The sequence below is a fragment of the Leptospira haakeii genome (genome assembly GCF_002812045.1).
Taxonomy (GTDB): Bacteria; Spirochaetota; Leptospiria; order Leptospirales; family Leptospiraceae; genus Leptospira_B; species Leptospira_B haakeii.
Genome location: NZ_NPEG01000008.1, coordinates 90,184 through 105,227, shown reverse-complemented (window position 1 = coordinate 105,227; position 15,044 = coordinate 90,184). Strand labels below are relative to the sequence as shown.

Genomic DNA, 15,044 nt, shown 5'->3' with positions numbered 1-15,044 from the left:
GCACAGAGTGCACGGAGTTCACTGAGACATTAATCTTAAAGTGAGGAAAGGATTGCTAGATCTAAGGAGTAAGCTCCTCCACCTACGATTGCTAGAGCAATTGCAAGTCCGATAGCTAATATTTGGAATTCGTAACCTTCTCCTTTTTGAGCTCCGAACCAGTTTATGAAAAATCCATGTTCTCTATGAACGAGTAGGGCAGCTCCAAGCATGATAATACCGATACCGATTGCGGAGACGCGGGTAAGTAGTCCGAGGATTAACGCTACTGAACCGAATGATTCACCAATAATAACTAAGAATGCAATGATTCCTGGAAGACCTGCAGTTTGAGTAAAATAACCGTAAGTTCCTTTGAATCCGTAACCGCCGAACCAGCCCAATAATTTTTGAGCACCATGTGGGAAAATTACGATCCCGAGGGTTAATCTTAAGACCAGAGGAACGATATCGTTGCTGGTTGCTAATAATGTTTCTAACATTTTGAACACTTCCTTCTATTAATTTAGGAATTAATAGTTTAATATTAAAGTATATTACTTTGAATATGAAGTATTTCTTACAAGTTTTTTTCACCAGGGTCGGCCAAAAATCGGAAATTTTTTCAGGTAGGAACTCCAGATCTGAAATTTGTCTGGGATAAACTGCCAAGAAACGCTGATTTAGAAGGAAATTTTCGACTTTTAGTGATGATCAGAATATGATTCTATGGCCCAGTTTATTGATCTGAATTTTTACCAAAATTCAATATAGCAGAATTTAATCTGTTATTTATGACGATCGGATTTGGGATGGTCCTGGAGATCTTTCGATACATTCGGAAAAGATCAGGAGAGAAGATGTCAGAAGTAGTCCATTGGATAATCTCTGTTTTATTTTTAGGATTTGTTCTCGGATTCCCATGGCTTGCAGGAAGTCTTTCCGGAAAGTATAAATGGTTGGGGTTTTTCGGCCCTGTCGTTCTATGCTACGCTTCCGGGATTATATTGGGGAACTTAATTCCAGTCGAGTTTTTGCCTAAGAAGATTGCCGAAACAATTTCCGAAATTTCTATCCCGATCGCAATCCCACTCCTGCTTGCTTCTTCCGATTTTGGAAGAGGTATTAAAGAAGCAAAACTTGCATTATTCTCCTTCTTTCTATCTTGCATTGCAGTTGCGATCTCTTCCGTTTCCGTGGGATTTTTCTTAAGCTCCTTACATCCCGAATCTTCTAAAATAGGTGGAATGCTTGCCGGTTTATACACTGGAGGAACTCCGAATTCGAATGCAATCGGTTTAGCTTTGGATACCGGAAAGGCGACGATCGCACTTGTGAACACGGTGGATCTTCTGATAGGTGGAACTTATCTTTTATTCCTTCTTAGCTTTTCCAAAAAAGTATATTCCATTTTCCTAAAGCCTGAGGTGGCAAGCGGAGAAGAAGGAGAAGTCTTTTCGGAAGTCCAGGTTTCTCCTAAAAATCCTGTTTTACGTCTATTGATCGGGATTTTTCTCTCCGTTTTGGGACTTGCTGCTTCCCTTGGGATTTCCCAAGTGGTTTTAGGGACTTCTTCTGCACCTTTGATCTTACTAGGCATCACTACCTGGGGAATCGGGATTTCATTCTCTAAAAAAGTAAGAAATTTAAATACATATCCGGTTGGGTATTATTTTATTCTAATATTCTCCGTTGCAATTGGGTTTTTGGCGGATTTTGGAAGTTTAGTTAAGGGAGCTTCAGGTGTTCTGTTGATCGTTCTCGCTACCATGTCGATTGCGATCCTTCTTCATCTACTTTTTGGGATTTTATTTAGGATCCCTGTGGATACTTGGATTATCACTTCTGTTTCCAGTATTTATGGCCCTGCGTTTGTACCTTCGGTTGCGGCGGCAATTGGTAATAGAGGCGTGCTGATTTTAGGAATTTTGACCGGGTTGATCGGTTATGCAGTGGGGAATTATTTAGGTTTAGCGGTGTATTGGTTTTTAGCGAGATGAGGACTTGTTGGAGTTCCTACATGCGCAGTGAGTGGAAATTTGGGTTGTAATTTTGGGAATTTTCATATATAGGGGAAATGGCTTCTCCCACAAGCCCACCTCCTCCACCCGAACTTGGGCGGGGGCGATCTCAATCTCTATGTTGGAATTCCAACAGGTCAGAACTAATTAAAGATTTTTTAATATCTCTCGGATCAGTTCTCCTGTATCCGTAAAACTTTGTTTTTTTAGGACCTTTTCTACTTCTTTGAGAGCAGATTTATCTTCGAAACCGAGCTGAACAAGTGCCTGGACTGCAGTTTCTTTGAAACGATCTTCAGGAGAAGGAAGTCTTTCTTTCGAAGTTTCGGGGATAGAAGGATCTTCTGGACCTGCTTCCAAAAACAGCTCCAGTTTTTTGAGATTTTGTTTTACTTCGAAAAAGATTTTTTCGGAAGTTTTGGCTCTGACCTTTGGAATTTTTTCTAGATCCTTTGCTTCTCCGGATGATGCGATCTTATGCAATTCCCAAGGACTGAAAAAGGAGAGCACCTTGAGTGCGGTCATTTCTCCGATCCCGTGCAGACCTTTCATCACTTTGAAAAATTCTTTATCCCTTTCTTGTAGGAATCCAAAAAGTTTTTGTCCTCTTTCGTTGATAGAATGATGGATATGTAGCCGAACTTCTTTTGCAGAAGTTTGGAATTCTTTCAGCTCCCAATAGGTCTTGAATGAAATTACGATTTCATAAGTTACTCCGTGAACATCTAAGTTTACGGAGCCTACTTCTAATTTTCGAATGGAACCTTGTAGTCCGGAGATCATGTCGGGAAAGTTTAAAAAGTGATGCCTGCGGAGGCAATCATTTCCACAAATCCGAAATTCTGAGTGGCGCGCTCTTTAGATGTTCCGGTGGTATAGATACTTGTAAGATCTATATATCCACCTTTTGCTCCGAATTCGAAGAAGAAGGATTTGAATAAGTCGATCCTAAGTGCCGAATATCCTGAAACTCCATATCCGGAAAGGTGGAATCTATTATTATGACCTTCTCCGAAAAGCCTCACATCACTTCTGCAAACCACTGGTCCTGCTCCAACAGAACCTACTAAGCTAAGCGCGTTCTCTCCGTTTGGAGAAACCCAAAGAGGTGCTATGTAACCTAGATCTACGAATAGATAATTCAGTCCATCTGTGTGTTCGAATTTCAGGAAGTCAGGAGAGATATTGACCGTTTCTCCTCCATGGTATCCTGCGAATTGATTTATATTATTCGGAAATAGTAATGCATAAGGTGCAGACTCGAAAGAAGTATGAAGCCTCGCCCATTCTATTGCATTAGGATCTATATATCCGCTGATGCTTGCAGCCTGTCCTCTGGACATTACATATTTCATATGGTCTTGGCCGAACGCAATGAATAGGTTATCCGTGAGATAATAAGTAAGTTTAAAATTATACTGAGGGATTTCCCAAAGAGAAGGATTTAGATAAACATCTGTAGAAAATCTTTCCGGTTTGTCCCGGGCAACCACATCTTTTAAGGTAAAAGAATATCCAGGTCCTTTGAAATTAATATCACTTTGGGTATATGAGTCTCTATTATAACCCCATTGGAAGGACCAACGACCTTTTCTTTGGTCCACTCTTCTTTCTTCTTTTTTAGCTTCTCCGGGCTGAGAAGTTCCTTTTGGCTGAGCTATCTGTAGCGGAGTTAGTTTTTCTTCTCCCCCTACGGCAAATAAGGAAGTGGATAAGGTCAGTAGTATTAAAATAATATAATGGATAAAAGATGACGATTTAATTTCGGATCTCATTTTGGAAGGAAGCCTCCTGGACACAGTTCTATGCCAGAATTCAGGAATAGTTCCGGGAGGCACCTTTTTTTCTTAGGATAAAAATTTCCAAATCATTCCAGGTCTATCCCGCTTCCAATAGTCCACGGTACAATTTTGACCCCGTCCTTATTTCCCCAGGAAATTCCATCGGAAGGAGGGTTGATCCCTTTTGTATCTGGAGAAGAGGGGAAGGACAACCTTTGTTTGAGGTCCAACATAGGCTCCTTAGGTAGATCATCTCCTAAAGGAAATGTTCCCCAGTGGATAGGTGCGAATGACTTTGCATTTAGATCCTTGGTCGCCATCAATGCTTCTTCTGGTCCGATATGTGCGTATTTCATAAACCATCTAGGCTTATAAGCTCCGATCGGAAGAAGTGCAAGATCCACAGGTTTTCCCAAACGTTCCGAGATATTTTTAAAATGAGAAGAATATCCAGTATCTCCCGCAAAGTAGATGATCTTTCCCTGGGCTTCTAAAGAATAACTTCCCCAGAAGTATTGGTTTGTGTCGGAGATTCCCATTCTACTCCAGTGGTGGGCGGGTAGAAATGTGATCTTTACGGATCCCTTAGTGCTCACCCGGCCTAATTCTTGGGAAACAGTGGAGCCTAAATTTTCTTCTTCTGAAAATGATTTCATTCCGGAAGGAAGAAGTATCTGTACGTTCGGATTTTTACTTCTTAAATATCTTAATGTATCTCTATCCAAATGGTCTCTATGAGCATGACTTACCACTACATAGTCGACCGGAGGAAGATCCTCTTTTGGAATAGGGAGTTTGACAAGTCTAGTCACTAAGATTGGAGCGTCAAAGATAGGGTCAGTCATGACGTTTACTGTTTTTCCATTTTTAGTAGAAGAGATCCAAACTGTGGCATGTCCGAACCATACTACTCTTACCTTTCCTTCCGGAGCGATCAGGTCTTTAGAGTTTCTTTCCAGAACTGTTGGGAGTTCTTCTGTGAGTCCTTCTACTGCAGGAGGATCTTTAGGTCCCCAAAGCTTCCAACGTAAGATAGCCAATGGGGACTTTCCCTGCAATTCTTCATCCGGATCTAAATTATGATATCTGCCTTCTTTATAACTGGGGGACTTTACTCTGTCCGGATCCAATGGAAAACAATAAAATAATGAAATTGCGAGTAAGAGAGTCGCGGAATGGAATATTAAAGTCATATTGTTGTTTTGGACCTATTGTAACATTTTTGGAGCCTAATTTTTTCTAAAAGAAATAGGCTTAATCAATTTATTTCTATTCTTCTGGGCCGCATTAGATCGGTATATTTTTTTTCAAACCGACCGATGTCGCCGCACCTTAGTTTAGCAGGTTGCTTGCAGAAAATTCAGCTCTCACCCGTTCTATCCTAAATGGAAGCTTCAATACAGATCAGGGACCTGCCATTTGCGAAAAATAGAATACTTTCGCTTTTGGTCCTATTTTTATTTATAAGCTTCCATTTTTTGTTACCATTGGGTCTATTATTTGGTGGTTTTCCCAATTGGATGGCTTGGGTTTTTGCTTTTGCTTTAGGGCCAGTATCCTATACTTTTTGGAATCTGATCCACGAAAGTATCCACGGGAATTTTTCGAACGAAAGAAAGCAGAATCATTTTTGGGGAAGGTTTCTTTGTATCGTGTTCGGGGCTCCTTATTCGGTTTTGAAATGTAGTCATCTGATGCATCATAAGTTCAATAGAGAACCTGGAGATCGGATTGAGTTTTATAATCCAAATTCTCGAAAACCAAGATGGTTCCAGAGTTTGAATTATTATTTCAGGATTACTGTAGCGACTTACATTTTCGAAGTTGGGACTGGGCTTTTACTTTCATTACCTTCTCGTTGGACGAAACCGATCGTGGATCGATTCATCGAGTATCCTATTGAAGAAGGTTTTTTTAAATGGATCTATCGGCCTGAAATTTTGGAAGAACTGAGAAAAGATATATTATGGATATTGGCACTTTATATTCCTTCTTTCTGGTTGTTTGGAAATAATTGGCCTTTGTTGGTATTCCTACTTTTGAGTAGATCTTTTTTTATATCATTTTTCGATAATGCGTATCATTACGGGAAAGAAATTAATGATAAAAATTCGGCCTTTAATTTAACTCTACCGAAAACGGTAAGTGCTTTCTTCTTACATTTTAATTATCATAGGATTCATCATAGATTCCCGGGATGTTCCTGGGATCGATTACCGAAACAAATGGAGGTTTGCGGAGAAACCTGGGACAAAAGTTTTATGAAACAAGCATGGAGCCAATGGGGCGGGCTCTTAGAACCTTTGGATGGAAAAATTTCTAAATAAAAAGAAAACATATGAGAACGATAATACAATCTTTCATTCACAATAGACTCTTCATGTATTTGGGAGTCATATTCATCGTTGCTGCAGGGGGAATGTCCCTTTGCGGTTTACGTAGGGACGCTTTTCCGAATGTGGATATGAAACAACTCGTAATCACCACAAAATTCCCGGGAGCTTCTCCTGCGGACGTGGAATTACGGGTAACGTATCCAATCGAGGAAAAAATAAAGGAGATAGACGGTATAGACGAGATCCGTTCCTTCTCCCGTAACTCCGTTTCGGATATAGATGTTCGAGTAAGCTTAGAGGAGAAAAATCCGGAAAAAGTTTTGGATGAGATCCGAAGAGCGGTAGACAATGCTATCTCCGATTTTCCTCCGCAGGTAACTGAAAAACCTAAGATTACGGAAAGAAAATCAGGTTCATTCCCGATCATGGACTTTTCCGTTTATGGTGGTAAGGACGAAATAGAACTTCATACAATCGCTGAATTTATAGAACTGGAATTGGAGAAGATCCCAGGGATTGCCAGAGTGGACGTATTCGGAAAACGTGATAGAGAATGGCATATACTTGTAAATGCGGACAGGTTGAAACAATACCAATTGGATCTTTCCGATATCACAAGAACGATCCGAACTCGTAATATTAATTTGCCTGCGGGTTCCGTGGATTCTGAGAATGCGTTTGATCTCAGGATCGATGGAGAATTTAAAAATCCTACTGAGATAGGAAAAATCCCGGTCAGGACGAATGATATATTTTCCACTGTTCGTATCGGAAATCTGGCAAGGGTTGAAGATACATTCGAATATCCTAGATTCCTTGCGATTGCAAATGGTCAGCAGGGCTTGGTCCTTTCCGTTATCAAAAAGGAAAGAGCAGATGCAATTGAAGTCGCAGACAATGTCCAAGCTAGACTAAAGGAACTTGAAAAAATTTATCCTGAAAGTATTAAAACATTCAAATTAAATGATGAGGCCAAAAGAACCAAGAACAGATTGAATGTGGTTTCTTCTAACGCACTTATCGGATTTTTGATCGTTTTTGGGATCTTGTTTTTGTTCTTAGATTTTAGAACGGCAACTTTGACTTCTATGTCATTGCCTTTGTCGATGCTAATGACATTTGCAGCACTTCCTTTCTTTGATGTTTCATTCAACATGATCTCCATGATGGGACTTATCATCTCGCTCGGGATGCTTGTAGATAACTCCATCGTAATTTCGGAAAACATCTATACTTATTTGGGTGAGAAGATGGATAAAACATCTGCCGCCTTGAAAGGAACTACAGAGATGTTGGTGCCGATCTTCGGATCTTATCTTACTACCGTCGCCGCATTCCTCCCGATGTTATTCATGGCAGGGATCATGGGGAAATTTATCTGGCAGATCCCGCTCGTGGTGATCATCGCATTAACTGCGAGTTTGATTGAGTCCTTCTTGTTTCTTCCGGCAAGAATTGCGGCATTCGCAAAAACTCCGGATGAATTGAAGAGGTCCTCCAAGTTCAGAAAATCCTTGGATGCATTCTTTGCAAGAATGGAGGAGAGGTTTGCGGATTTCGTTGCTTTGACGATCCGAAATCGAAACAAATCATTCTTTGCGATCATATTCGTGGTCATGGGTTCTTGCGGAGTAATGTCCCAAATGGACTTTATTCTTTTCCCGAAAGAAGATATTGAGATCTTCTTGATCAAGGCAGAGTTTCCTCCTTCTTCTCGTATCTTCCAAACTAGAGATAAGATGAAATATATGGAAGAGATCTTGAAAAAGATCCCTAAAGAAGAATTGGTAAGCTATTCCACCAAGATCGGAGTGCAACAAACGGATCCAGATGATCCACTTTCCAGATTCGGAGAGAACTTGGGAGTGATCATGGTATATCTTACCCCGGAATCGAAAAGGGTGAGAAAAGCCTCCGAAATATTAGCCTCCATCGAGGATGATATTCGAAAAACACCGGGACTCTCCGATGTCTATTTGGAGGAAATGGCAATGGCTCCTCCGATCGGAGCACCGATTACGATAGGTGTATTAGGAAAAGATTATGAAGTACTTAAAAAAGTTTCAGCAGATCTGCAATCTTTCTTAAAAGGGATCAAAGGGGTTCACTCGGTTCGTGACGATTATAGGAATGGACGAAAACAGATGTACATCCAGTTGGACGAAGGGCTGGAAAGTTTTACCGGAGTGTCTACCTTCTCCGCCGCAAATATGCTGAGGACGGCATACGACGGAGAAAGAGCAGGTAATGTTCGGCAAGGTAAAACTAAAATTTATCTGAGAGTGATGTATGATAAGAACTTCCGTAAAAATCCGGAAGAAGTCAAAAGTATTCCACTTAGGAACAAAGCAGGAAATATCACTAACCTTGCAAAAATTTCCAGAATGGATCTGAAGGATTCTCCTGAATTACTTTCACATAGGGATTTCGAAAGAGCTGTCACTGTGAACGCGGATATCAAGATCGAAACAGGTATGACTTCCAGAGAAGCAAACCAAAAGGTGATCGACGAGTTCAAACCTTTGATCGAGAGACAATATCCTGGAGTTTCTATCGTATTCGGAGGAGAGGAGAAGGACACACAAAGATCCATGGCCTCTCTTGGGAAAGCCGGGCTCATCGCCTTACTTGGCATTTTTATCATTCTTGCATTAACTTTGCAGAATGTGGTAAGGCCTATACTGATCTTGAGTACAATCCCACTTGGATTTGTGGGGATCGTAGCAGGATTTGTATTATCCGGAAAGGCATTCAGCTTCTTAGCTATGATCGGTATCATCGGACTTGCTGGAGTTTTGGTAAACGCGTCCATCGTGCTTGTGGATTGTATCGATTCGATACGCAAATCTTCCAACGCACCTTTGGATGAGATCTTACTCGAAGCAAGTCGCCGAAGGTTCCGTCCTATCCTACTGACTACCTTGACCACTGTTGCGGGACTTCTTCCTACAGCATATAGTGTGGGTGGATCGGATCCGGTATTGATCCCAATGACCTTGGCTTTAGGTTGGGGACTTGGATTTGGAACTCTCGGAAGTTTACTTTATGTTCCTGTAACACTTTCAGTATTCTCAAATTTGAGAACTAAGTTAGGTTTTACAACTAAGCCGGTCCCTAAGCACCATTAAGAGTAAGTCTCAGAGGTTTAAAAAGCTCTGAGACTTTTTCACACAGAGGCACAGAACCGCAGAGGGGTTTGAATTTTAGTAAACCCGACTCTGTGTCTTGGTGGCTCTGTGTGATAAAACGCTGTGTCTCTTTCTGGCTCTGTTTCTTTGTGTGAAACGCTTCCTTTTAATTCTCTTGCCTCCCTTTCACCTCGCATCAATCTGTCCAGAAAATGGCGTACGAGCATAAGAACATCCTGGATACAGACCAGTTCTCCAAAGAGGATCTAGACTTTTTAGTCGAGAGAACTCGAGAGATGGAAAGGCTGGTGGAGCAAAATAAGGCCTTTGGGATTTTAGAAGGTAAACTTCTGGCTTCTCTTTTTTTCGAAGCTTCTACAAGAACGAGACTTTCATTCGAGGCCGCCATGGAAAGGTTGGGGGGAAGGGTAATCTCCACAGTAGGTTTCCAATTTTCTTCCATCTCCAAAGGCGAGACCTTATACGATACCATGAAAATGGTAGAAGCTTACGCAGATATCGCGGTGATCCGACATCCAGTCGAAGGTTCTTCCAGAATTGCTGCTGGTGCAGTTAAAATTCCTGTGATAAACGCAGGAGATGGAGCAGGACAACACCCGACTCAAGCACTTTTGGACCTATACACCATCATTTCCGAAAAAGGAAAATTGGACGGACTCACTCTTGCATTCATCGGAGATCTGAAATATGGAAGAACGATCCATAGTTTGATCAATCTATTACGTCATTATAAAGTTCACTTATATCTGATTTCTCCGCCTGAACTTTCTCTTCCTGAGTCTTATAAGAAGGGACTTGATGGATTCCCTATCACTTTCGAAGAATCGGACGATATCAAAAAAGTTTGGGAATGCGATATTGCTTATGTGACTCGTATCCAAGAAGAAAGATTTCCGGATCATAGAGAATACGAAAGATTAAAAGAATCCTTCAAGTTGAACAAAGAATTGATACTTGCATCTAAAAAAGAAACCACTGTTCTGCATCCTCTTCCAAGAGTGAATGAACTTTCTACAGACGTGGATGATCTTCCGAACGCAGCATACTTCCGTCAGGCAAAATACGGAGTGGTGAGTAGAATGACGTTACTCTGTCTTTCGCTGGGCGTTCGTTTTTAAACATAGTAAAATGGAACGTAAGATCTGGACATACGAAGAAGCACGTAAAATTCTACCCTATGTCAGATCTATCACGGAAGAATTTTACGAAACCGTGGGAAAGGTTCACCAAGAACTGAAAAACGGTTTATACCAAGAAAATGAGCAAGAAGCCAGGGAAGCCAAAGTTGAAGAACTATTGGTGGAATGGTCCGGAAAAATCCGGGAACTTGGTATAGAGGTCAAAGGGCTTTGGCTCGTGGACTTCGATAACGGAAAAGGTTATTATTGTTGGCATCTGGGAGAAGAAGACCTTCTTTTCGAACACGGATACGACGAGGGTTTTGCAGGACGCAAACCGATCCAAAACATAGACGAGGACTACGAATAATTCAATGGCGAATATAAACGAAAATTATCTGAAATTAAAAGCGGGATATCTTTTCCCGGAGATTGCAAGAAGAGTAAAAGTTTATTCCGAAAAACATCCTAACTCAAAGATCATCCGACTTGGGATCGGTGACGTTACTCTTCCATTGGCTCCATCCGTTGTGGATGCACTTGTTTCTTCTTCCAAAGAAATGGGAACTCCTGAAGGATTCCACGGATATGGACCTGAACAAGGATATTCTTTCTTACTCAAAGCGATCGCAGATAATGATTATGCGCCTCTGGGTGTAAAACTGGACGAGAGTGAAATTTTCGTATCCGACGGATCCAAATGTGACTGCGGAAATATCCAAGAAATATTTTCCCAAGATGCAAAGATTGCGATCGGAGATCCTGTATATCCAGTCTATGTGGACACAAACGTGATGGCAGGAAGAACTGGAGAAGCAGGTCCCGACGGAAGATATGCTAATTTGATCTATATGCCTTCCACGAAAGAGAATGGATTCCAACCTGATTTCCCGAAAGAAAGACCGGACTTAATCTATTTATGTTTTCCTAATAATCCAACCGGGACGGTGGCTTCTAAAGAATCTCTCAAAGCTTGGGTGGAATACGCTAAAAAGAATAATAGTATCATTCTTTATGATTCTGCCTACGAAGCATTTATTTCTGAACCGGGAGTTCCAAGATCCATTTACGAAGTAGAAGGAGCAAGAGAGGTCGCAATAGAATTCCGTTCCTTCTCCAAAACCGCAGGATTTACTGGGCTTCGTTGTGCTTATATCGTAATCCCTAAAGAATTAAAGGGCAAAACAAAAGACGGCCAGAAAGTTTCCATAGGGCAACTTTGGAGCAGAAGACATACCACCAAATTTAATGGTGTTTCTTATGTGACCCAAAAAGCGGCCGAGGCAATCTATTCTCCTCAAGGTAAAAAAGAAATCCGAGCAAGCATCGATACTTATATGAGTAATGCTAAATTGATCCGCGAAGGATTGATCAAGGCCGGATACGATGTATTCGGAGGAGTGAACGCTCCTTATATCTGGCTCAAAACCCCGAATAATCTTAGTTCTTGGGATTTCTTCGACCAATTATTGGAGAAGGCTCAGGTGGTAGGAACTCCAGGCTCAGGTTTTGGACCTGCAGGAGAAGGTTATTTCAGACTTTCCGCCTTCGGAAAAAAAGACGATGTGATCGAAGCAATTCGTCGTATCAGCGCTCTGTAATCAGGGCGCTTTTCCCTAAAAAAAAGAGAATATACATTTCGAGACCCTGCCGATAGACTACTAGTAGGGAAAGCTATGGGTTCGAAATATACACGCATTCTTCTTTTTATATTCGCTGCGGCGCCGATTTTTTTCACGGATAGGACTTACGCAGTTTCTCCGGACCAGACGAATCTTGCGATCCTGATAGATGAGAATAAGATAAACATAAAGTTTATCAATATCTGCGTAAGTAATCTTGCACCACCTCTGGAAGAAGGAGGAGGACCTAAGTCCCAGGCAGGAGTGGCAACTGCTGCAGAAAATGCTCAGTCTGGACAAACTGCAACTGCAAGCGGGCAAACTGAACTTTTCAAAAAACTGAATACTATAGACAATTATAAATCATTCAAGAAGGCGAACCAAGCTGATTTCAACGGGAATATGTGGTATTTCCAAAGTAATTACAGTTTATCTTATAAAAACCTGAAATCCGCACAAGGGGAGATGAAAGATATCTTCCAAGTAGTTCACGAAAATTATATCAAAACCGCTCGTATCCTTTTAGAAGCTGCTTCTCCAATGATCATTCGTTCTAATGATAAGATCGCTCAACATTTATTGAAGCTCGGATTTAGAGATCTCAAATCCTCAGAAGATAATTTTACTACTGCTTATAATTCTTCTCCTTATCAATTTAGAGTTAAATTGGTACTTTTTGGAGAAGGGATCAAAATTGCAAGAAGGGCCAGAAGATTCGCACTTCTCGCAATGATCGCAGCAAAAACTCCTAACGATGATAAACGTGAGTTCCAATTTGTGAACTTGGACGAGGTTAGGAATATTGCCGAGAAGGAAAATATCTCCGACTACGATCGTATCAGAAATACTCTAATCGATTATATAGACAACGAATTACTTTCTCCAAAGATCGCACCTCCTGGAGAAGGAAAAGATAATCCGGTAGATTTGCTCGAAATCCATGATGATAATTATAGTTTTATCACCAATGGAAGGGTTTCCTTTTTAGAAAAAAGTAATGAAGAGATTCGAGTGGACGATATCAACAAAAATGAAGCACTTCCTCCTGTTCCTGCTCAAGGTGGAACAAACTAATGGATCTTCCTACTCCAGCCGAGATCATGTCCCTTAGAGTAAAGGGAGGTCGATTTTGGAAATGGTTAGTGGTATTTTCACTAATCGCGGTAACAATACTTGCTGGAAGGATCTATTCTTCTCAGTCCACACAAGGATTCAGAGAAAGAAAAAAATCGGTGGATTCCAAGGTTCGAATTTTGAGAGAGATTGGAAATTCATTCGAATCCTCAGAACTTAAAAAAGACCTACAAAAAATAGAAAATTATTCAGCTGATCTTAACTCAGCTTCCAAAGCCGGAAGTATCCAGGAAAAATCCGATAGTCTGGCATTACTTGAAAGGACACTTCCTGAATCCATGAAACGTTGGTCTGAATTTGCGGAAACTTCTTCAGATAAACTACTCCAGCATGTGGCCAAAGAATCCCGTTTTTTAAAAATGGAATCGGAAGATCATCATCCTCTTACTGCAAAAGAAGAAGAGAGAGCCAATGATTATTTTAGAATGGCTAGAGAAGAATGGTTATCCGGAAATAAATTCCGCAGAGACGGAAACCATCTTTATGCATTAGTATTATATAAAAGATCCTTAAAATACTCTCTATCTAGCTTGAAAGTATCCAAACTTCCTTATCCGGAAGAATACAAAAACGCTGCAAACCGTTTAGTTAAGTAATAGCCTCAGACCAAAAAAACTATCCTTAGCGTACAAAAAAGTAGAGGAATTTTCTCGCTTAGGCTTCAAAAGAAGTCATTCTGGGGGAAAATGTCCTCCTTCTCCCAATGAGAATCGAAGTTTTATATAAATTTTTTCTCTATAGTCCTGCCAGTCATTTACCAGTATGGGAAGAAGGAACAGGCTTACTAGGATTACTCCCTAAAGAAAGAGTTCTAATGGAACTTGCAGACCTAAGTGCTGCAGAAAGGGAATTTGAAAGGATCCCCGAAGAATTTTTGATCCGAGAAATTCCAGAAACCGTTCTAGCGTTTTTCCAAAAACAAAGAACCATACCTGTCTTAGGTCCATTCGGAGAAAAATTAGAGGACTGGGACAAACCTAGGTTTCTCTCAGAACTAAGCAGATCTTCTTGGATGGCTAAGGAGACAGAAAAACCGAAAGTCTCTCCACAAAAAACGGAAGAAGAAAAGGCAAAACAAAGCCAATGGTTTATGGAGGTACTTCTCCAAAACTTTCCGGATGGATTAATTGCAACAGACTTGGATGGACATACTGTATTTTATAACGAGACATTCGAAAAAGATATACTCGTCAAAAAATGGTTCAGAGACAGCATTCTTCAGGCAGAAAAATTGCTCAAAGAAATGTCCAAGGACTTACTTGGAAATTACCTCAAAACTCATGAGCTACGATTAGAAGAGGGCAGACTTTCAGTTCAGACATTCATTCCGGACCTGGATTGTATCGTAAGAGTATCTATCCTAAAACAAAAAGGAAAACCACTCGGCTACCTATATCATTTCTCTCCTGCTTCCGCAAAACTAAATAGCCAGGATGGAGAAGGGATGGAATTCCCTTCAGTCACAGAAGCATTCAATCAAAAACTTCCGCTCGAAACAATGTTGAAAGAAGTGGAAGGAAGTTATATTTATCATACTCTCAAAAGAAACCAAGAGAATGTTTCCCATGCCGCCTTGGATCTGGGAGTGCCAAGAACCACTCTACAAAATAGAATTAAGTTTTTGGATTTAACCAGTAAGTTTAAATTGAATAAGGACCAGCCGATTCCTAGAAAGAAAACAGGCAAACAGAGTCCTACCAAAAAGACAGTTCCACAAACAAACAAACCTGCGATTGCGGAAAACAAACCAAAACCGGCTTCTAAAAAAAAGCTGGTAAGCTCAAAGAAAAAATCCACGTCTAAAAAAAGGACAAAGCAAAAATAAAAGCCTTGACAGAGTTTATAATCTGGAAATAGTCCACATTAAGAGCCGACCCTTTCCTCTCTTCCGAGCAAACGCTCGT

At 40.7% G+C, this 15,044-nt stretch carries 13 protein-coding genes; 9 read left to right on the top strand and 4 right to left on the bottom strand.

Annotation, left to right across the window (positions count from 1 at the left end):
- Window positions 1–35 precede the first annotated feature (35 nt).
- A complete protein-coding gene (locus CH377_RS13415; protein ID WP_100709324.1) occupies window positions 36–482 on the bottom strand; it encodes a DoxX family protein in 447 nt (148 codons plus the stop codon).
- A gap of 357 nt (window positions 483–839) precedes the next feature.
- Between CH377_RS13415 and CH377_RS13410 the strand changes: the two genes are divergently transcribed.
- Window positions 840–1,979 carry a DUF819 family protein gene (locus CH377_RS13410; RefSeq protein WP_100724289.1) on the top strand — a complete coding sequence of 380 codons (1,140 nt, stop codon included), beginning with the start codon at window positions 840–842 and terminating at the stop codon, window positions 1,977–1,979.
- Between the two features lie 168 nt (window positions 1,980–2,147).
- Here the strand turns inward: CH377_RS13410 and ruvA are convergent, their stop codons facing one another.
- From ruvA to CH377_RS13395, 3 genes are all read right to left on the bottom strand, one after another.
- Complete coding sequence (ruvA, locus tag CH377_RS13405) at window positions 2,148–2,783, bottom strand: Holliday junction branch migration protein RuvA (protein ID WP_100724288.1); 636 nt, start codon at window positions 2,781–2,783, stop codon at window positions 2,148–2,150.
- Window positions 2,784–2,794: 11 nt separating this feature from the next.
- The gene (locus CH377_RS13400; RefSeq protein ID WP_100724315.1) at window positions 2,795–3,775 is read right to left on the bottom strand and encodes a hypothetical protein; all 981 of its coding nucleotides are present in this window, start codon (window positions 3,773–3,775) and stop codon (window positions 2,795–2,797) included.
- Window positions 3,776–3,867: 92 nt separating this feature from the next.
- Complete coding sequence (locus CH377_RS13395) at window positions 3,868–4,974, bottom strand: MBL fold metallo-hydrolase (RefSeq protein WP_100724287.1); 1,107 nt, start codon at window positions 4,972–4,974, stop codon at window positions 3,868–3,870.
- A gap of 327 nt (window positions 4,975–5,301) precedes the next feature.
- On the opposite strand from CH377_RS13395, the gene CH377_RS13390 reads away from it, so the two are divergent.
- The 8 genes from CH377_RS13390 (at window position 5,302) to CH377_RS13355 (ending at window position 14,965) form a co-directional block, all read left to right on the top strand.
- Window positions 5,302–6,108: a fatty acid desaturase family protein gene (locus tag CH377_RS13390; RefSeq protein WP_243401972.1), complete on the top strand. Its 807-nt coding sequence runs from the start codon at window positions 5,302–5,304 to the stop codon at window positions 6,106–6,108.
- Window positions 6,109–6,119: 11 nt separating this feature from the next.
- Window positions 6,120–9,245, top strand: a complete 3,126-nt coding sequence (locus CH377_RS13385) for an efflux RND transporter permease subunit (protein WP_100724285.1) — start codon at window positions 6,120–6,122, stop codon at window positions 9,243–9,245.
- A gap of 212 nt (window positions 9,246–9,457) precedes the next feature.
- Window positions 9,458–10,384, top strand: coding sequence for an aspartate carbamoyltransferase (gene pyrB / locus CH377_RS13380; RefSeq protein ID WP_100724284.1), 927 nt, complete (start codon window positions 9,458–9,460; stop codon window positions 10,382–10,384).
- A 10-nt stretch (window positions 10,385–10,394) separates the two neighbouring features.
- Window positions 10,395–10,754 carry a DUF2203 domain-containing protein gene (locus CH377_RS13375; protein ID WP_100724283.1) on the top strand — a complete coding sequence of 120 codons (360 nt, stop codon included), beginning with the start codon at window positions 10,395–10,397 and terminating at the stop codon, window positions 10,752–10,754.
- A 4-nt stretch (window positions 10,755–10,758) separates the two neighbouring features.
- Window positions 10,759–11,985 (top strand): LL-diaminopimelate aminotransferase, encoded by a 1,227-nt coding sequence (locus CH377_RS13370; RefSeq protein ID WP_100724282.1) that lies wholly within the window; start codon window positions 10,759–10,761, stop codon window positions 11,983–11,985.
- Between the two features lie 75 nt (window positions 11,986–12,060).
- Window positions 12,061–13,080, top strand: a complete 1,020-nt coding sequence (locus CH377_RS13365; RefSeq protein WP_100724281.1) for an adhesin OmpL37 family surface protein — start codon at window positions 12,061–12,063, stop codon at window positions 13,078–13,080.
- Window positions 13,080–13,736, top strand: a complete 657-nt coding sequence (locus CH377_RS13360; protein ID WP_100724280.1) for a PROCN domain protein — start codon at window positions 13,080–13,082, stop codon at window positions 13,734–13,736. The genes CH377_RS13365 and CH377_RS13360 overlap by 1 nt, the downstream gene beginning before the upstream one ends.
- Window positions 13,737–13,843: 107 nt before the next feature.
- A complete protein-coding gene (locus CH377_RS13355; protein WP_100724279.1) occupies window positions 13,844–14,965 on the top strand; it encodes a helix-turn-helix domain-containing protein in 1,122 nt (373 codons plus the stop codon).
- The last annotated feature ends 79 nt before the right edge of the window (window positions 14,966–15,044 follow it).

Excerpts from the sequence above, each read along its gene's own strand:
- CH377_RS13360 (WP_100724280.1), top strand. The coding sequence starts at position 13,080 with ATGGATCTTCCTACTCCAGCCGAGATCATGTCCCTTAGAGTAAAGGGA.
- pyrB (WP_100724284.1), top strand. The coding sequence starts at position 9,458 with ATGGCGTACGAGCATAAGAACATCCTGGATACAGACCAGTTCTCCAAA.
- CH377_RS13400 (WP_100724315.1), bottom strand. The coding sequence starts at position 3,775 with ATGAGATCCGAAATTAAATCGTCATCTTTTATCCATTATATTATTTTA.
- CH377_RS13385 (WP_100724285.1), top strand. The coding sequence starts at position 6,120 with ATGAGAACGATAATACAATCTTTCATTCACAATAGACTCTTCATGTAT.
- CH377_RS13410 (WP_100724289.1), top strand. The coding sequence starts at position 840 with ATGTCAGAAGTAGTCCATTGGATAATCTCTGTTTTATTTTTAGGATTT.
- CH377_RS13375 (WP_100724283.1), top strand. The coding sequence starts at position 10,395 with ATGGAACGTAAGATCTGGACATACGAAGAAGCACGTAAAATTCTACCC.
- CH377_RS13395 (WP_100724287.1), bottom strand. The coding sequence starts at position 4,974 with ATGACTTTAATATTCCATTCCGCGACTCTCTTACTCGCAATTTCATTA.
- CH377_RS13365 (WP_100724281.1), top strand. The coding sequence starts at position 12,061 with ATGGGTTCGAAATATACACGCATTCTTCTTTTTATATTCGCTGCGGCG.
- ruvA (WP_100724288.1), bottom strand. The coding sequence starts at position 2,783 with ATGATCTCCGGACTACAAGGTTCCATTCGAAAATTAGAAGTAGGCTCC.
- CH377_RS13390 (WP_243401972.1), top strand. The coding sequence starts at position 5,302 with ATGGCTTGGGTTTTTGCTTTTGCTTTAGGGCCAGTATCCTATACTTTT.
- CH377_RS13355 (WP_100724279.1), top strand. The coding sequence starts at position 13,844 with ATGAGAATCGAAGTTTTATATAAATTTTTTCTCTATAGTCCTGCCAGT.
- CH377_RS13370 (WP_100724282.1), top strand. The coding sequence starts at position 10,759 with ATGGCGAATATAAACGAAAATTATCTGAAATTAAAAGCGGGATATCTT.
- CH377_RS13415 (WP_100709324.1), bottom strand. The coding sequence starts at position 482 with ATGTTAGAAACATTATTAGCAACCAGCAACGATATCGTTCCTCTGGTC.